Origin of the sequence: Arthrobacter sp. StoSoilB13, assembly GCF_019977255.1 — a bacterium.
Lineage (GTDB): Bacteria > Actinomycetota > Actinomycetes > Actinomycetales > Micrococcaceae > Arthrobacter.
Genome location: NZ_AP024647.1, coordinates 1,672,936 through 1,692,400, shown reverse-complemented (window position 1 = coordinate 1,692,400; position 19,465 = coordinate 1,672,936). Strand labels below are relative to the sequence as shown.

Below are 19,465 nucleotides of genomic sequence, written 5' to 3'. Positions count from 1 at the left end.
GCTGCGTGCGCCAGCCTATCCTTTTCAACGCTCTTACCTGTCGCTGGATTCCATGCCGGGAGATTTCACGACGGGCCCGGTGCCTTGCTCCGCCAGATGGTCCGGGCAAGGTCCGTGGACCGCGCATAGGTGCCTGCGGCAACAGTGCTTGCATTCACGGACAATCTGGGGTAGACAGGAAGGCTACTTTGCCGTATCGTAGATATTTGCGTCTTCCCTGTTAACCTTCAGCCTTCATATAGCGGTGGGCTTTACCTCTCAGCTGCGACATTGACGTGCCGTTCACAACGTGCACTGCCATGTGCGGACTGGGTCCGGGTCATATAGCGGAACCGGAATAAGTATGCTGCGGAGCACTCTGCATCATGCAAACGGGGGAGATCTGAAAACGCCTGAAGGTCTGTGGAAGGATCCCTCTTGGTCGCCTCGAGCACCTCTAATAACGAAACCGCTAACACGGCAAGCACCGATGGTGCCACTCGCCGCCTCTCATTCGCAAAGATTCACGAACCCCTTGATGTTCCGAATCTTCTCGCCCTGCAGACGGACAGCTTTGACTGGCTCGTCGGAAACGAACGCTGGCAGGCGCGGGTAGCGAAGGCTGTCGAGGAGGGCGACCTCAGCGTCGCCACCACCTCCGGACTTGCCGACATCTTCGAAGAGATCTCCCCCATCGAGGACTTCCAGGGCACTATGTCCCTGAGCTTCTCCGAGCCGGAGTTCGCTGATCCGAAGTACACCATGGCCGAATGCAAAGACCGTGACGCCACTTACTCGGCACCGCTGTATGTCAAGGCCGAGTTCATGAACAACAACACGGGCGAAATCAAGCAGCAGACCGTGTTCATGGGCGACTTCCCCCTCATGACTGAAAAGGGAACGTTCGTCGTCAACGGCACCGAGCGTGTCGTTGTCTCCCAGCTGGTCCGCTCGCCGGGCGCCTACTTCGAGCGCACTGCGGACAAGACCAGTGACAAGGACATCTTCACTGCGAAGATCATCCCGTCCCGCGGTGCATGGTTCGAACTCGAAATCGACAAGCGCGACCAGGTCGGCGTCCGCCTCGACCGCAAGCGCAAGCAGTCGGTCACCGTTCTGCTGAAGGCCCTCGGTTGGACCGAAGGCCAGATCCTGGAAGAGTTCGGCCAGTACGACTCCATGCGTGCAACGCTGGAGAAGGACGCCACCGAAACCCGCGAAGACGCGCTTCTGGACATCTACCGCAAGCTGCGTCCGGGCGAGCCGCCCACCGTCGAGGCTGCCCAGTCCCTGCTGGACAACCTGTACTTCAACGCCAAGCGTTATGACCTCGCCAAGGTTGGCCGTTACAAGATCAACCGCAAGCTCGGCATCGACCGCTCCCTTGGTGACAAGGAAGCTTCGGTACTGCACGTCGAAGACATCGTCGCCATGATCAAGTTCCTCGTTGCGCTGCACGCCGGCGAGAAGACCCTCATGGGCAAGCGCGATGGCGAAGACCACGAGCTCCGCGTCGAGATCGATGACATCGACCACTTCGGCAACCGTCGCATCCGCGCCGTTGGCGAACTGATCGAAAACCAGGTCCGCACCGGCCTTTCCCGCATGGAGCGTGTTGTTCGCGAACGCATGACCACGCAGGACGTCGAGGCCATCACGCCGCAGACGCTGATCAACATCCGCCCGGTTGTCGCTGCCATCAAGGAGTTCTTCGGAACCTCCCAGCTGTCGCAGTTCATGGACCAGAACAACCCGCTTTCGGGTCTGACCCACAAGCGCCGCCTGTCGGCTCTTGGCCCGGGTGGTCTTTCCCGTGACCGCGCAGGCATGGAAGTTCGAGACGTTCACCCGTCCCACTACGGACGTATGTGCCCCATCGAAACCCCTGAAGGCCCGAACATTGGTCTGATCGGTTCGCTGGCTTCCTACGGCCGCATCAATCCGTTCGGTTTCATTGAGACGCCTTACCGCCTCGTTTCCAACGGCGTGGTCTCGGACGAGGTCCAGTACCTCACCGCCGACGACGAAGCTGAAGTCCTGATCGCACAGGCCAACGCTCCGCTGGACGCTGACAAGAAGTTCTCGGAAGAGACCGTCCTTGTCCGTGCCCGTGGTGGTGGAGGCGAGCCGGTCCTGGTTCCCGCTGCCGAAGTTCAGTTCATGGACGTTTCCCCGCGCCAGATGGTGTCCGTGGCAACCGCCCTGATCCCGTTCCTCGAGCATGACGATGCCAACCGTGCACTCATGGGTGCCAACATGCAGCGCCAGGCTGTGCCGCTGGTCCGTTCCGAGGCTCCTTTCGTGGGTACCGGCATGGAGCGCGCAGCAGCAGTCGACGCCGGTGACGTTGTCATCGCGAAGAAGGCCGGTGTAGTCACCGAGGTTTCCGCTGAGCTCGTTGTCATGATCAACGACGACGGCACGGAGACCAACTACCGCATCAACAAGTTCGCCCGCTCCAACCAGGGCAACTGCTACAACCACCGTGTCCTGGTCAACGAAGGCCAGCGCCTGGAAGTCGGCGGCATCATCGCCGATGGTCCCGCAACGGACCAGGGTGAACTCGCCCTCGGTAAGAACCTGCTCGTGGCATTCATGTCATGGGAAGGTCACAACTTCGAGGATGCCATCATCCTGTCCCAGCGCATTGTTGCTGAGGACGTTCTTTCCTCCATCCACATCGAGGAGCACGAGATCGATGCCCGCGACACCAAGCTTGGTGCCGAGGAAATCACCCGTGACATCCCCAACGTGTCCGAGGAAGTCCTGGCAGGCCTGGACGAGCGCGGCATCATCCACATCGGTGCAGAGGTTGAAGCAGGAGACATCCTGGTCGGAAAGGTCACACCCAAGGGTGAAACCGAACTGACTCCGGAAGAGCGTCTTCTCCGCGCCATCTTCGGTGAGAAGTCCCGCGAAGTCCGCGACACCTCCCTGAAGGTTCCCCACGGCGAGTCCGGTACGGTCATCGGCGTCCGCGTCTTCGACCGCGACAACGACGACGAACTGCCCCCGGGCGTGAACCAGCTGGTCCGCGTCTATGTTGCAGCCAAGCGCAAGATCACCGACGGCGACAAGCTCGCCGGCCGTCACGGCAACAAGGGTGTTATCTCCAAGATCCTTCCGATCGAGGACATGCCCTTCCTTGCAGACGGTACCCCGGTGGACATCGTCCTGAACCCGCTTGGTGTTCCGGGTCGTATGAACGTTGGCCAGGTCCTGGAAACCCACCTCGGTTGGGTTGCCAAGACCGGTTGGAAGATCGAAGGCGAGCCGGAGTGGGTCAAGAACCTGCCCAACCTGCCCCGTGAAACCGGCCAGACCACCGTTGCCACCCCGGTGTTCGATGGCGCCCGCGAAGAAGAAATCACGGGCCTGCTTGACTCCACCAACGTGACCCGCGACGGCGACCGCCTGATCGACTCCTCCGGCAAGACCCGTCTGTTCGATGGCCGCTCCGGCGAGCCGTTCCCGGACCCGATCTCCGTCGGTTACATGTACATCCTGAAGCTCCACCACCTGGTGGACGACAAGATCCACGCGCGTTCCACCGGCCCGTACTCCATGATCACGCAGCAGCCGCTGGGTGGTAAGGCACAGTTCGGTGGCCAGCGCTTCGGTGAAATGGAAGTGTGGGCGCTCGAAGCTTACGGCGCTGCCTACACGCTTCAGGAACTCCTCACGATCAAGTCCGATGACATCCATGGTCGTGTGAAGGTCTACGAAGCCATCGTCAAGGGCGAGAACATCCCTGAGCCTGGCGTTCCCGAGTCCTTCAAGGTCTTGATCAAGGAAATGCAGTCGTTGTGCCTGAACGTGGAAGTTCTTTCCACCGACGGAACCACGATCGAAATGCGTGACTCTGATGACGCAGTCTTCACGGCTGCGGAAGAACTGGGCATCGATCTGTCTCGTGCAGAGCCCAGTTCCGTAGAAGAGGTCTAGTAGCCGTTCCGGTGGGCAGCAGTACTTAGCTGCCCACCGGGACAGCTCCCTCTTCCCGTAACCAAGACTTCAGAATTTAGAGAACAAGAGAGAACAGGGACCATATGTCCAGCGAATCCTCCTTCGGCCTCATGCAGATCGGCCTCGCCACCGCGGAAGACATCCGTGGCTGGTCTTACGGTGAGGTCAAGAAGCCGGAAACCATCAACTACCGCACCCTCAAGCCTGAGAAGGACGGTCTTTTCTGCGAGAAGATCTTCGGTCCTTCCCGCGACTGGGAATGCTACTGCGGCAAGTACAAGCGCGTCCGCTTCAAGGGCATCATCTGTGAGCGTTGTGGCGTTGAAGTCACCCGCGCCAAGGTGCGCCGTGAGCGCATGGGCCACATCGAACTGGCTGCGCCTGTAACCCACATCTGGTACTTCAAGGGCGTTCCCTCGCGCTTGGGCTACCTGTTGGACCTGGCTCCGAAGGACCTTGAGAAGGTCATCTACTTCGCTGCCTACATGATCACCAGCGTTGACACGGAAAACCGCCACGCTGAACTGCCGAACCTCCAGGTCGAGCACGACCTCGAGAAGAAGCAGCTCGTGGACAACCGCGACAGCGACATCGCCACGATCGCCCGCGACCTTGAAGACGAGCTTGCCCGTCTTGAAGGTGAAGGTGCCAAGGCTGCCGACAAGAAGAAGGCCCGCGACTCCGCAGACCGCCAGATGGCGAACGTCCGCAAGCGTGCCGACGCCGATATCGAGCGCCTTGAGCAGGTCTGGGACCGCTTCAAGAACCTCAAGGTCGCTGACCTTGAGGGTGACGAGGGGCCTGTACCGCGAACTGCGTGACCGCTACGGCATGTACTTCGAAGGCTCCATGGGTGCCGAGGCCATCAAGAAGCGCCTTGAGACCTTTGACATGCAGGCTGAAGCAGAGTCGCTGCGCGACACCATCCAGAACGGCAAGGGCCAGCGCAAGACGCGTGCCCTGAAGCGCCTGAAGGTTGTCAACGCATTCCTGACCACCAACAACAGCCCCCTCGGCATGGTTCTGGACGCCGTCCCGGTGATCCCGCCGGAACTGCGCCCGATGGTCCAGCTGGATGGTGGCCGCTTCGCGACCTCCGACCTCAACGACCTCTACCGCCGTGTGATCAACCGCAACAACCGACTCAAGCGACTGCTTGACCTCGGTGCTCCGGAGATCATCGTCAACAACGAGAAGCGCATGCTTCAGGAAGCTGTTGACAGCCTCTTCGACAACGGTCGTCGTGGCCGCCCCGTTACGGGTCCGGGCAACCGTCCGCTGAAGTCCCTGAGCGACATGCTCAAGGGCAAGCAGGGTCGTTTCCGCCAGAACCTGCTCGGCAAGCGCGTCGACTACTCCGGCCGTTCGGTCATCGTCGTTGGCCCGCAGCTGAAGCTGCACCAGTGTGGTCTGCCCAAGCAGATGGCGCTGGAGCTCTTCAAGCCGTTCGTGATGAAGCGCCTGGTTGACCTCAACCACGCACAGAACATCAAGTCGGCAAAGCGCATGGTCGAGCGTTACCGCCCGCAGGTTTGGGACGTGCTGGAAGAGATCATCACCGAACACCCGGTGCTGCTCAACCGTGCACCTACCCTTCACCGCCTCGGCATCCAGGCCTTCGAACCGCAGCTTGTGGAAGGCAAGGCAATCCAGCTTCACCCGCTGGTTTGTGGCGCCTTCAACGCTGACTTCGACGGCGACCAGATGGCAGTGCACCTGCCGCTGAGCCCGGAAGCCCAGGCCGAAGCCCGCATCCTGATGCTGTCCTCGAACAACATCCTGAAGCCGTCCGATGGCCGCCCGGTTACCCTGCCTTCGCAGGATATGATCATCGGCCTGTACCACCTGACCACCAAGCGCGTCGGCTCTGCCGGCGAAGGCCGCATCTTCTCCTCGGTTTCGGAAGCCATCATGGCGTACGACGCCCGTGATCTGCACCTGAACTCCCAGGTCAAGATCCGTCTGGACAACTTCGTGCCTTACGCCGGTTGGGAAGCTCCGGAAGGTTGGGAGCCGGGTCAGCCTGCTCTCGTCCAGACCTCACTGGGCCAGGTCATCTTCAACCAGACGCTGCCTGAGGATTACCCGTGGGTTGAGGCTGTTGCCGACAAGGGCGAACTGTCCCGGATCGTCAACGACCTCGCTGAGCGCTACCCGAAGGTTGTCACGGCTGCCACGCTGGACAACCTGAAGGATGCCGGTTTCTACTGGGCAACCCGCTCGGGCGTCACCGTGGCTATCTCCGACATCGAGGTGCCGACCTCCAAGCCCGCCATCCTGGCTGGTTACGAGAACATGGCTGCCAAGATCCAGGGCCAGTACGACAAGGGCCTGATCGACGACGACGAGCGTCGCCAGGAACTGATCGAGATCTGGAACAAGGCCACCAACGAGATCGCCCAGGCGATGCGTGACAGCCTGTCCCCGATGAACACCATCAACCGCATGGTGTCCTCCGGTGCACGTGGTAACTGGATGCAGGTTCGCCAGATCGCGGGTATCCGTGGTCTTGTGGCCAACCCGAAGGGTGAGATCATCCCTCGCCCGATCAAGTCCTCCTACCGCGAGGGCCTGTCGGTGTTGGAATACTTCATCGCCACGCACGGTGCACGTAAGGGTCTGGCCGATACCGCTCTCCGTACCGCCAACTCGGGTTACCTGACCCGTCGTCTGGTGGACGTTTCGCAGGACGTCATCGTCCGCGAAGAGGACTGCGGTACCGAACGCGGTCTGCTCACGCCGATCGCCGTGCCAGATTCCAACGGTGAGCTCGTCCTGGACGAGAACGTCGAGAACAGCGCCTACGCACGTACGCTGGCCGTCGACGTCGTCGATGCCCAGGGCAACGTCCTGGCTGCCGGTGGAACCGACTGCGGCGACGTCGTTATCGACCAGCTGCTGGCTGCAGGCATCACTGAAGTCAAGGTCCGTTCCGTACTCACCTGTGAGTCCAAGGTCGGCACCTGTGCACTCTGCTACGGCCGTTCACTGGCAACGGGCAAGACCGTGGACATCGGTGAGGCCGTGGGCATCATTGCCGCACAGTCCATCGGTGAGCCCGGTACCCAGCTGACCATGCGTACGTTCCACACCGGTGGTGCCGTTTCTGCCGGTGGTGGCGACGACATCACCCAGGGTCTGCCCCGTATCCAGGAGCTCTTCGAAGCCCGTACTCCGAAGGGTGTCGCACCGATTGCTGAAGCAGCCGGCCGCATCACCATCGAAGAGTCCGAGCGCCAGATGCGCCTGGTCATCACTCCGGACGATGGTTCCGAAGAGATTGCCTACCCGGTGCTGCGCCGTTCCCGTCTCCTCATCGAGGATGGCGAGCACGTCAGCGTCGGCCAGAAGCTGATCAACGGTCCTGTGGACCCGAAGCAGGTTCTGCGCATCATGGGTCCCCGTGCCGCACAGAAGTTCCTTGTGGACGAGGTCCAGGGCGTTTACCGCAGCCAGGGTATTGGTATCCACGACAAGCACGTCGAGGTTATCGTCCGCCAGATGCTGCGCCGCGTGACCGTCATCGAATCCGGCGACTCCGACCTGCTCCCTGGTGAGCTTGCCGAGCGCTCCCGCTTCGAAGACGAGAACCGCCGCGTCGTGTCCGAGGGCAAGTCCCCGGCTTCGGGTCGTCCGGAACTCATGGGTATCACCAAGGCGTCCCTGGCAACCGAGTCCTGGCTGTCGGCCGCTTCCTTCCAGGAAACCACCCGCGTCCTGACGCAGGCGGCCATGGAAGGCAAGAGCGATCCTCTGCTCGGCCTCAAGGAGAACGTCATCATCGGTAAGCTCATCCCGGCCGGTACGGGCCTGCCCCGTTACACGGAGGTCACGGTTGAGCCGACCGAGGAAGCCAAGGCAAGCCTGTTCACGGGCCCCAGCGCTTTCACGGACTTCTCCTATGACGCCTTGGGCGGCGACGGTGCTCCCGAGTTCCACGCCATCCCGCTGGATGACTACGATCTCGGCAACGACTTCCGCTGAAACCAGCAGTAGTTAATGGCTGAAGGATGGGCCCCGCACTCTTGAGTGCGGGGCCCATCCCGTTAACGGGACGCCATACACCCGATTAAGGCCTCAGATCAAGCCGTGCTAGAATTTTGGTAATTGTTCTGTGTGGCAGTGGATGAAGGCCGCCGCAGCATCATTTTGGTTTTGTTCTCATGGTGCTGGGTGGAGCCTGTTTCCGGGTTGCGGGCAACATGCGCAACGAATGCCGCACTTTTGCACGCCTACCGGATGTTTCGGCCGGCCGCATGAGCAACGCCAAAGTTCCCACGTTTACACTGGCTGGCGCCTATGTGTGGGGGCAGAGATCAAACAACGGAGAACACGAAAGTGCCTACGATTAACCAGCTGGTCCGCAAGGGCCGCACGCCTAAGGTCTCCAAGACCAAGGCTCCCGCGCTGAAGGGCAGCCCGATGCGCCGCGGTGTTTGCACCCGCGTCTACACCACCACCCCCAAGAAGCCGAACTCGGCTCTTCGTAAGGTGGCACGTGTGCGCCTCAACGGTGGCGTTGAAGTTACCGCTTACATCCCCGGCGTTGGCCACAACCTCCAGGAGCACTCCATCGTGCTCGTCCGTGGTGGTCGTGTGAAGGACCTTCCGGGTGTCCGCTACAAGATCGTCCGCGGCGCACTCGACACCCAGGGTGTCAAGAACCGCAAGCAGGCCCGCAGCCGTTACGGCGCAAAGATGGAGAAGAAGTAATATGCCTCGCAAGGGTCCGGCCCCGAAGCGGCCGCTAGTTTCCGATCCCGTTTACGGCTCCCCGTTGGTCACTCAGCTGATCAACAAGGTTCTGGTTGACGGCAAGAAGTCCACCGCAGAGCGCATCGTTTACGGCGCCCTCGAAGGTGCACGTGCCAAGTCCGGCGGCGACCCCGTTGCTGCCCTCAAGAAGGCCATGGACAACGTCAAGCCTTCCCTCGAGGTGCGTTCACGCCGTGTTGGTGGCGCCACCTACCAGGTTCCGGTTGAGGTCAAGCCGGGTCGCTCCACCGCCCTCGCCCTGCGTTGGCTCGTGGGCTACTCCAAGGCCCGCCGCGAGAAGACCATGACCGAGCGTCTCCAGAACGAAATCCTGGATGCCTCGAACGGTCTCGGTGCCGCTGTCAAGCGTCGCGAAGACACCCACAAGATGGCCGAGTCCAACAAGGCCTTCGCACACTACCGCTGGTAAATCCTCCCGGGCGCCGTCGGCTCAACCGAGCCGGCGGCGAACGTGTAGTCCATCCGAAAGGGAGACCCCGTGGCACAGGACGTGCTTACCGACCTTAACAAGGTCCGCAATATCGGCATCATGGCCCACATCGATGCCGGCAAGACCACCACTACCGAGCGCATCCTGTTCTACACGGGTGTGAACCACAAGATCGGCGAGACGCACGACGGCGCCTCGACGACCGACTGGATGGAACAGGAAAAGGAACGCGGCATCACCATCACGTCTGCCGCCGTGACTTGCTTCTGGAACCAGAACCAGATCAACATCATCGACACCCCGGGCCACGTGGACTTCACGGTTGAGGTTGAGCGCTCCCTGCGCGTCCTCGACGGTGCTGTTGCTGTGTTCGACGGCAAGGAAGGCGTGGAGCCGCAGTCCGAGACTGTTTGGCGCCAGGCTGACAAGTACAACGTTCCGCGTATCTGCTTCGTCAACAAGATGGACAAGCTGGGTGCGGACTTCTACTTCACCGTTGACACCATCATTTCCCGCCTTGGTGCCAAGCCGCTGGTCATGCAGCTCCCGATCGGCGCTGAGAACGACTTCATCGGCGTGGTTGACCTCCTCGAAATGCGTGCCCTGGTTTGGCCTGGCGACGCAAAGGGTGACGTCACCATGGGCGCTTCCTACGAAGTGCAGGAAATTCCGGCGGACCTCCAAGCCAAGGCTGAAGAGTACCGTGCACAGCTCGTAGAGACCGTTGCGGAAGCATCCGAAGAGCTCATGGAGAAGTACCTCGAAGGTGAAGAACTCACCCTTGAGGAACTGAAGGCCGGCATCCGCAAGATGACCATCAACTCCGAGCTCTACCCCGTGTTCTGTGGCTCTGCCTTCAAGAACCGCGGCGTACAGCCGATGCTTGACGCTGTTGTCGACTTCCTGCCGAACCCGCTCGACGTCCCCGCGATGATCGGTCACGATCCCCGCGACGAAGAGAAGGAACTCACCCGCAAGCCCTCTGCAGACGAGCCGTTCTCGGCCCTCGCCTTCAAGATTGCGGCGCACCCGTTCTTCGGTCAGCTGACCTTCATCCGCGTGTACTCCGGTCACGTCGAGGCCGGCGCCCAGGTGGTCAACTCCACCAAGGGCAAGAAGGAACGCATCGGCAAGCTGTTCCAGATGCACGCCAACAAGGAAATGCCCGTTGAGGGCGCTACCGCCGGCCACATCTACGCAGCCATCGGTCTGAAGGACACCACAACGGGCGATACCCTGTGTGATGCCAACCAGCAGATCGTCCTCGAGTCCATGAGCTTCCCGGAGCCCGTGATCTCGGTTGCCATCGAGCCCAACACCAAGGGTGACCAGGAGAAGCTCTCCACGGCCATCCAGAAGCTCTCCGCTGAGGACCCGACCTTCCAGGTCTCCCTCAACGAAGACACGGGCCAGACCATCATCGCCGGCATGGGCGAGCTCCACCTGGACATCCTGGTGGACCGCATGCGCCGCGAATTCAAGGTTGAGGCAAACGTTGGCAAGCCGCAGGTTGCTTACCGCGAAACCATCAAGCGCGCTGTAGAGCGTCACGACTACACGCACAAGAAGCAGACCGGTGGTTCGGGTCAGTTCGCAAAGATCCAGATCGCGATCGAGCCGATGGACACCTCTTCCGGCGAGCTGTACGAGTTCGAGAACAAGGTCACCGGTGGCCGCGTTCCGCGCGAATACATCCCGTCCGTTGACGCTGGTATCCAGGATGCACTGAACGACGGCGTCCTGGCCGGCTACCCGGTTGTCGGCATCAAGGCCACGCTGATTGATGGCGCGTCCCACGATGTTGACTCTTCGGAAATGGCGTTCAAGATCGCCGGCCGTATGGCTTTCAAGGAAGCTGCACGCAAGGCGAACCCTGTTCTGCTCGAACCGCTGATGGATGTTGAGGTCCGCACACCTGAGGAATACATGGGTGATGTTATTGGTGACCTGAACGCCCGCCGTGGCCAGATGCAGTCCATGGAGGACGCAGCAGGTGTGAAGGTTATCCGTGCACACGTTCCGCTGTCCGGCATGTTCGGTTACATTGGCGACCTCCGTTCCAAGACGCAGGGTCGTGCCGTGTACTCCATGACGTTCAACAGCTACGCGGAGGTCCCGAAGGCTGTAGCCGACGAGATCATCCAGAAAACCCGCGGAGAGTAATCTCCCGGCAACGGATGCTATTCCGGTTCCGGGAGGGCATCTTAGCGTGTGAGGCGGGGCTGCGGCGGAAGCCGTGGCCCGGCCCCTGCGCGAACAGGCTCTAGGAACTAGTATTGGTTCCTGAATCTGCAATTTCACCAAAACCAAGCCCCCAAGTAGACTTGCTAAAGTTTCTGCCGCGAAAAGCGCGGCCGAGGAGCACTTCACTTGAAATCGTTCTAGGAGGAACCTGTGGCAAAGGCAAAGTTCGAGCGGACTAAGCCGCACGTCAACATCGGCACCATTGGTCACGTTGACCACGGTAAGACGACGCTGACTGCCGCCATTTCCAAGGTGCTGTACGACCAGTACCCGGACATCAACGAGCAGCGCGACTTCGCGTCCATCGACTCTGCTCCGGAAGAGCGCCAGCGCGGTATTACCATCAACATCTCCCACGTGGAGTACCAGACCGAGAAGCGTCACTACGCACACGTTGACGCCCCCGGTCACGCTGACTACATCAAGAACATGATCACCGGTGCTGCCCAGATGGACGGCGCAATCCTCGTGGTTGCCGCAACCGATGGTCCGATGGCCCAGACCCGTGAGCACGTTCTGCTCGCCCGCCAGGTTGGTGTTCCCTACCTGCTGGTCGCACTGAACAAGTCGGACATGGTTGATGACGAAGAACTCCTCGACCTCGTCGAAATGGAAGTTCGTGAGCTCCTCAGCTCGCAGGGCTTCGATGGCGATGAAGCTCCGGTTGTTCGCGTTTCCGGTCTGAAGGCTCTGGAAGGCGACCCGGTTTGGGTCAAGTCCGTCCAGGACCTGATGGCAGCTGTCGACGAGTCCGTTCCGGACCCCGTACGTGACCGCGACAAGCCGTTCCTGATGCCGATCGAAGACGTCTTCACCATCACCGGTCGTGGCACCGTTGTTACGGGCCGCGCCGAGCGTGGAACCCTCGCCATCAACTCCGAGGTCGAGATCGTCGGTATCCGCCCGGTCCAGAAGACCACGGTTACCGGTATCGAGATGTTCCACAAGCAGCTCGACGAAGCATGGGCCGGCGAGAACTGTGGCCTCCTGCTCCGCGGTCTCAAGCGCGACGACGTCGAGCGTGGCCAGGTTGTCGTCAAGCCGGGTTCCATCACCCCGCACACCGACTTCGAGGCCAACGTCTACATCCTTTCCAAGGACGAAGGCGGACGTCACAACCCGTTCTACTCGAACTACCGCCCGCAGTTCTACTTCCGTACCACGGACGTAACCGGCGTTATCACCCTGCCGGAAGGCACGGAAATGGTTATGCCTGGCGACAACACTGAGATGACCGTTGAGCTCATCCAGCCGATCGCTATGGAAGAGGGCCTCGGCTTCGCTATCCGCGAAGGCGGCCGCACCGTTGGTTCGGGACGTGTTACCAAGATCATCAAGTAGTTTCTACTTGTAGATCGGCAAACTTCCGGCCTGGTCGGTAGCTAGCCAAAGAAGAACCCCACCGCTTATGCGGTGGGGTTCTTCTTTGCTATGATTAATCTATCGATTGGATTAATGCCGTGCAGGCCTTGCGCCCGGCTTCACCGTAGGAGCTTCCATGCTGGGATTCTTGACGACGGGCCTTGTACTGCTGCTTTTGGCCGTTATTGGTGTCATTGGTTATGCGCTGGGTTTGGTGCGGGGCCGACGGGAGGCCGCCCGTTCGACGCCGACTGTCAGAGCCGACGACGCCGCCACTTACCGTGCGGGGTATCTCGCCGGCCATCTGGCAGGTTGGGAGGACGCGCGGGGGCAAAGCCGGCGGCCCGCAGTGCGGCAGCAGCCGGCGGCATCGCAGCAACCGGCGACAGTACAGCAGCCAGGGACAATACAGACACCGGGGAGAGTACAGCAACCGCCTGCAATACTGCAGCCGACGCCGTTCCAGCCCGTGATCCTGCCTCCTGCCGTTCAGCAGAGCGTGGGAATCGCGGCGCAGCCCGGGATTCAACCGTCCCACAGTCGCGGGCCTGTGCCCCAGCGAAGTTTTGTTCCTACGCCACAACAGCGGCAATTCCAGCCGACGCTTCCCCCGCGTGAGAGCCCGGAAACGGTAGCGGCGAGAAGGGAGAGACGCGACCGCCAAAACATCAACATCACCCTGTACGTCGCGAGTCTGTTGCTTGTTGCCGCCGGCGCCCTGTTTGTTGGAACCAGTCTTCCTGGGGTGTTTCGGTTTGTGGCTATTTGGGCGATCACTATCTTGTTCTATGCTTCAGGACTCATCATCCAGCGAAGGGTGCCGCGGCTTCGCCCGGCAGCCATGGCCTTTACGGGGACAGGGCTGGCCCTGGTCCCGGTTACAGGTTTGGCCATGTACAACTTTGCCCTCCATGACGGCCCGTTGGCATGGCTGATCACTTCATTGCTGGGAACTGCTGCCTACGTTTACGCTGCTCTGCGCCTCGATAACAAGGTGCTGGCGTTGCTGTCACTTACCTTCGTGGTTTCCACGGCGTGGTCCGGAGTATCAGTGCTTGGCGGGGCCCTTGTCTGGTACTTTACGGCGCTGATTGGCGTTGCCATTCTCTTCACGCTGGCTGCACTGGTTCACCCCCGTTGGATCCCTCCGCTTTATATGCGTCCTTTGGTGCTGCTGCATCCGTTTGTAGTGCCGTTCGTGGGGCTCGCGGTAACCATGACGCCCAGCTTCCTGGCCAAGGGGGAGTACCCCATGGTCATGGGGCTGTGCACGCTGTACTTTGCGGTGATGCTGCTTGTGAGGTCAGGCCAGCACCGTTTGCTCAACTTCTATTGCGCCCGCGCCGCCTCCATCTTGGCTGTGTTGGGTCTTGTGTGGGATGTATCTGCGGACTCAAGCCACGTACTGCTGGCAGGAATCATCTGCCTGGGACTCCAATCGGTGGGAGTCGCATTCGGCGGAAAGCGCCTGGTTCCACGCACGTGGTGGTACGACGCCGTCTGGTGCCTAGGGCTGCAAATTGTTGCCTCGGTTGTGCTAATGGTCATGCTTGGCGTGGGAAACTTCCAGCTGCCGGATTTCCTGCCGCTCTTCATCGCGATATCGACCTCCATGGTGGTGGGGTGGAAGCTGGGCCAGGGGGCAGAGTTGGCACCGGCCGCCGTACTTGTTGTTGCAATACCGTTCGTTGGATTGCTGGGCGCGTGGCCTGTGACCGTTCTGCTCGCTGTCGCCGGCCTCTATTGGTTCCTTCTGGGAGCCATCAGGCCAGGGCCACTTCGACATGTCTACGTCCTGGCCGGGCGGGTCGCCTTGACGCTGGCTGTAACGGCGTCGGCTGCGGGCGTCTTCACCGACCATCCGGACAGGTCTGCCTACACGTTATTCGTTTTCGTGGCGGCGTGTGCTGTACAGCAGCTGGTGAGTGCCTTGCTTGAGGGTAACGGTGTTCGAACCGTGGGAGGGCAGGCGTCTACGGCGGGGTTCGGAGGTGCAGCGATGGCAGGACTTCTTGCTTTGCCTCTTTTCGATGCCGCACCCGGGCGGCCCACCGTGGCGGTTGCTGTGGGGGTGGTGGTTGCCGCAGGTTTGGTGTCCGGCTGGTTCGCGTTCCCCCAGGGTAGGGGCAGCAGTGGTTCCGGCCCCGGAGGTGATGGTGGCGTGCTGACCTGGCGTCCGACCATGGGGGAGTTCCTTGCTCCGACCGCCGCTACGGTGGCAGGCATCGTGGCTGTGGTTGCTGTGTCGCGGACTCTGGGTAACGTTGTTCTCCTGGCGGCTGTTACCTACTTCTGCGCCACAGCCCTCCGCCTGCCCGCTTCCTTGCATAGGCAAAGCTACTGGTGGTTGGCGCGCGCTGCAGGAACCCTGTTGGCTGCCTCGGCCTACTACGACACAGCGAAGGATGCCGGATTCCGGATTGCCGGTGAAGAGGTTGGCGTCGGCCTGACTGTCACAGTCGTTCTCGCCCTGCAGCTGATGCTGCCTCTGCGTGCGGGTTATGTTGCGAAGTTCCCGCGCCCGGCCATTATTGATGCTGGAGTGGTGCTTGTCGCCATGGTCCTGTGCAGTATGTTCCTCACCATGGATGGGGTTCCGGGGGGTCGCGGGGGCTGGCAACCAGGTGCCGCTGCCACGCTGACGGCACTGGCGGCCGTGGCCGTGAGTACCGGTCTTCGAGCGCACAAACCGGGATGGTTGTTCGCTCCTGCGGCAATGGTTCTGCTGCTCGCCCTCCGGCTTGGAAATGTCAGGGATCTGGAACTCCTGCTGGGCATCTTTACGGCATATAGCGGCTTCATGGTTGCTGTGACCACTCAACGCCTCGCCCGCGGTGGCTACCTGTTGGCTGTGCGCATCCTCTCCGGAACCTTGGTCACACTGGTGGTGGCGGACTTCACGGAGTCGGCTGCGGCTACATCTGTCACCGTCGCGCTGATCCTTATCCTGCAGTTGCCGGTGCAGTTCCTTCTGCAGTCCTTCCTCCAGGGGCGACACACCGATGACCCGTTCCAGAGGGCAATGGTTTGGGCCGTTCCAAGTGCACAGCTATTTCTCCCACTTGCCTACTTCCTCTCAGCAGATTACGACGGCGGTGGCCGTTGGGTGCTCCTCGTGGAGTTGGCATTCGTTCCGGTAACGGCCGCGATCGCGTGGCGCACCTTTGGTGCCCGGGGAGCGCAGTACTTTGGGATCGCTGCAGTCACGGCAGGAGTGATTGCCGCTGGACCCTCCCTGGGCTTCCCATCCGACACGTGGTTGTATCAGCCGTTGCTGGATAAGTATCAAGTGCCCTGGGTACTGCTTGCGCTGGCTGTGGCTGCCGTGGTTGCCAGGGCAGTTTTCCCGCCCGTGAACGCGGGGACTGTCAGGACCGGCGACGGTTCACCCGCCGCTGTGGCCGAACGATTGCTGTGGTTGATTTCGGCACTCACCTTCACCACGGCGGGCGGCTTGTTGGCTCTGACCACGTCCCTGTCGCTGAGCGGTTTTGCCGTCCTGGTTCTGGCGTCGGTGCTGTTCGCTGCGTCGCACTTTGAGGGCATGCCTTCCCTCTATGCCGCGGCCGCGCCCGCCGCGCTGGTTGGTGCCGTGACCGCCGTCGACGGTTTGCTGGGTGGCCGCGAACCGACTGCCTGGGACTCCTTCCTTCCATGGCTGATAGGCGCAATGGGAACCGGGGCGGCCATGTATGTGGTCCGACGACTGGGCGGACCCTCCATCACCTCACAACCCTGGCGGCGGAACGCCCTGGTGATAACTTCGATCACGGGGCTTGGCGCAGCTGCGGCCGCCGGCCTGGCACGGGACCAGACCTCGCTGGTGGGTGCGGCCCTGATCCTGGTTTCCGGAGTGTTGGTGGTCATCGAGGTCCCGAACGGCAAGCGGCTGGCCGGAGAAATCACTGCACTGGCAACCCTTGCGGGGTTCCAACGGGCCCTGCTTTTTGTGGATGGCGGCTCACCTGACTGGTTCTGGGCCGCGCAAGGGTACGTTGTCGCGGGCGCGGTTATGGCAGGGGTGCGCTACATGGGCTTCCAGCGCCCAGAGGGACAATTGCGGCTTGCCCTCACAGCAGGGCTGCTGTCCTTGACAGCCGTGGGGACAAGTTTCGTGGGAACATCGTCCCAGCAGATATACGTCCTCGTAGCTCATGTGGTGCTCCTGGTGGCCGGACTCCTCCTGGCTGAGCGAATGTTCGTGTGGTGGGGCGCTGCTGGTGTGGCGGCCAGCATCATGTGGGCGCTGCGCAGTTACGCATTCGCCATGCTGGCACTCGTCGCCTTGGCCCTCATCGTCCTGGCGGTATGGAGGCTGAACCGAAAACCGCCTGCAACCGACGGAAACAATCCAACACCGGAACCCTCACCTGCATCCAGCCGGGATGGAATCCGCTAACGTTGAACCCAATGAGAGGAGCACCATGGAATTCCTGATTTTCCTTGCCATCATCGCGGTGATCGGCGGCGGAGTGCTGTGGGGTCGCAAGTACTTCCGCAATGAAATTGAGCGGGCCAAGCGCATCAACCGCGCCAACAAGAACAAGTAGCCCAATCGGGAGTTAACCCACGTGGGCTAGTGTTCCCGATGGCGTGCACGGCCCAGTGCCCGGTACCAGTAAAACGAGTCTTTGGGTGTGCGCTCCAAGGTGTCGAAGTCCACGTGCACCAAACCGAAGCGTTGCGAGTACCCTGCCGCCCACTCAAAATTGTCCAGTAGCGTCCACACGTAGTAACCGCGGAGTTCGACGTCCTCGGCGATCCCGCCGGGTCCCGTAGCTGTCAGTGCGTGGCCAAGATGCTCCGCCAGGTAACTGATCCGGTTATGGTCCTGTATAGGCCCATCCACGTGCGAAGGCTCGGGGAAACTGGCCCCTCCTTCGGTGATGTAGACCGGTGGAAGGGCGTCGCCGTAGCGGTCCTTCATCTCGCGGAGCAGTACTGCCAAATGCTCCGGCGCCACCGGCCAGCCGAATCCAGTCGTTTCGTACTCCTGGTAGGCGGCCAGGTGAAATGGCACTTTCGTCATTTCGACAGCCGTGCCCGTGGGGATCTCCGCCGGCCCCCCGCCCCGCAGCAACCTTGACCGGGTAGTAGTAGTTGAGCCCATAGAAGTCCAGTGGCTGGCTGATCAGTTCAAGGTCACCATCCCTGATGGTTCCCAGCGACCGGAACCAAGGTTTCATGGGCAAGGGTGGCCGGGGGTACTGCCCCAGCAGGACCGCGTCAGCATAGATGCGGTTGAGGAGCAGATCGAAGGACTGGGCCATCAAACGGTCCGAGAGGCTGTTGCTCGCTGGGCGGACGGGGGAGTGCATGTTGGAGATGCCGATCTGCCCCTTCACTCCGGCGTCACGCAGGGCGCGCACTGCCAACCCATGGCCCAGCAGTTGATGGTGGGCGGCCGGCAAGGCGTCGAACAACAACTGGCGGCCGGGCGCGTGGACGCCCAAAGCATAGCCCTGGAGCGTGACGGAAACTGGTTCGTTCATAGTGACCCAGTGCTCCACGCGGTCCCCGAAGCGATCCGCTGCAGCGCTGCAATAGACGGCAAAGCGTTCCGCTGTATCCCGATTGATCCAGCCGCCGGAGTGTTCAAGTTCCAGAGGAGTATCCCAGTGGAACAGGGTGACCATGGGGGAAATGCCGGCAGCAAGGAGTTTGTCGATCAGGCGATCGTAGAAGTCCAGCCCACGCTGGTTGATTGTGCCCGTGCCGCCGGGTTGGATCCTGGGCCAGGAAAGGGAGAAACGGTACGAATCGATACCGAGTTCCTGCATCAGGCTGATATCTTCGTCGGCGCGGTTGTAGTGATCGCAGGCTATGGTGGGCGAGTCGGCGTCGACGATTGCTCCCGGCTTCTGCGCGAACGCATCCCAGCCCGAAGGTCCCCGCCCATCAGCGGTTACGGAACCTTCAATCTGGAAGGCGGCGGCCGCGACCCCCAGCGTGAACCCGGGACGTAGGCGCGCGGCCAGATCTTCCACGGAACCCATATCCTGGGCGGTCATTCCACTATCATCCCTATCGGGTGGCTGCTGTGGCAATGCCCGCCCGGGCCCCGATTGGCCTTTGGCCTTTATTTCCGGCATACTGGATGAGTTGTTCAAGCGCTTCTTCGTGTCCCGATCCGGATAATGCCGGGTGTCAGGGTCCAGGCTGAAGCCCAAACATAACCCTGAACCCCATGGAATGCGGTCGAGTTTGCGTGAAAATCGCGACACGCCCGACCGCGGGGGTCGGTGCGCCGGCAGGTTGAGGAACCCGGAATGATCCGGATTCAGCTTGTGCGGCGTGTGGTGGTAAAACCTCAAACGCTTCGGCGGCCACGCCAACAGGTAAGTAAACAGAGCAGCCCTAACTAGAGCAGCACTAGCTGAAAGAGAGTCAGGCGACATGGCGGGACAAAAAATCCGCATCCGGCTGAAGTCATATGACCACGAGGTCATTGATGTTTCAGCGCGGAAGATCGTTGAGACGGTCACGCGCGCAGGCGCAACGGTAGTCGGCCCGGTGCCGCTTCCGACGGAGAAGAACGTGTACTGCGTTATCCGCTCTCCGCACAAGTACAAGGACAGCCGTGAGCACTTCGAAATGCGTACTCACAAGCGTCTGATCGACATCATCGACCCCACGCCGAAGGCTGTTGACTCGCTTATGCGTCTCGACCTGCCTGCAGACGTGAACATCGAAATCAAGCTCTAGGGA

The 19,465-nt window shown here is 61.2% G+C and carries 8 protein-coding genes and 2 pseudogenes; 9 read left to right on the top strand and 1 reads right to left on the bottom strand.

The annotated features are described in order from the left end of the window. The first annotated feature begins 417 nt into the window (after nucleotides 1-417). From rpoB to LDP01_RS23365, 8 genes and pseudogenes are all read left to right on the top strand, one after another. The gene (rpoB, locus tag LDP01_RS07945) at nucleotides 418-3,924 is read left to right on the top strand and encodes a DNA-directed RNA polymerase subunit beta (RefSeq protein WP_223933989.1); all 3,507 of its coding nucleotides are present in this window, start codon (nucleotides 418-420) and stop codon (nucleotides 3,922-3,924) included. A gap of 104 nt (nucleotides 3,925-4,028) precedes the next feature. Beyond that, nucleotides 4,029-7,929: pseudogene (locus tag LDP01_RS07940) on the top strand (DNA-directed RNA polymerase subunit beta'). 354 nt (nucleotides 7,930-8,283) lie between these two features. Further along, entirely contained in the window at nucleotides 8,284-8,658 is a 375-nt protein-coding gene (rpsL, locus tag LDP01_RS07935) for a 30S ribosomal protein S12 (protein WP_009358312.1), read from the top strand. Between the two features lies 1 nt (nucleotide 8,659). Next, a complete protein-coding gene (gene rpsG, locus LDP01_RS07930) occupies nucleotides 8,660-9,130 on the top strand; it encodes a 30S ribosomal protein S7 (RefSeq protein WP_003803829.1) in 471 nt (156 codons plus the stop codon). 69 nt (nucleotides 9,131-9,199) lie between these two features. Next, nucleotides 9,200-11,314: an elongation factor G gene (gene fusA / locus LDP01_RS07925; protein ID WP_224088320.1), complete on the top strand. Its 2,115-nt coding sequence runs from the start codon at nucleotides 9,200-9,202 to the stop codon at nucleotides 11,312-11,314. Between the two features lie 231 nt (nucleotides 11,315-11,545). Next, a complete protein-coding gene (gene tuf / locus LDP01_RS07920; protein ID WP_224088318.1) occupies nucleotides 11,546-12,736 on the top strand; it encodes an elongation factor Tu in 1,191 nt (396 codons plus the stop codon). Between the two features lie 157 nt (nucleotides 12,737-12,893). Beyond that, entirely contained in the window at nucleotides 12,894-17,156 is a 4,263-nt protein-coding gene (locus LDP01_RS07915) for a hypothetical protein (protein ID WP_224088316.1), read from the top strand. Nucleotides 17,157-17,181: 25 nt separating this feature from the next. Then, nucleotides 17,182-17,307, top strand: coding sequence for a hypothetical protein (locus LDP01_RS23365; protein ID WP_263422265.1), 126 nt, complete (start codon nucleotides 17,182-17,184; stop codon nucleotides 17,305-17,307). A gap of 26 nt (nucleotides 17,308-17,333) precedes the next feature. On the opposite strand, the pseudogene LDP01_RS07910 reads toward LDP01_RS23365, so the two are convergent. Next, nucleotides 17,334-18,768: pseudogene (locus tag LDP01_RS07910) on the bottom strand (GH1 family beta-glucosidase). A 385-nt stretch (nucleotides 18,769-19,153) separates the two neighbouring features. On the opposite strand from LDP01_RS07910, the gene rpsJ reads away from it, so the two are divergent. After that, nucleotides 19,154-19,462 carry a 30S ribosomal protein S10 gene (rpsJ, locus tag LDP01_RS07905; RefSeq protein WP_003803825.1) on the top strand — a complete coding sequence of 103 codons (309 nt, stop codon included), beginning with the start codon at nucleotides 19,154-19,156 and terminating at the stop codon, nucleotides 19,460-19,462. The last annotated feature ends 3 nt before the right edge of the window (nucleotides 19,463-19,465 follow it).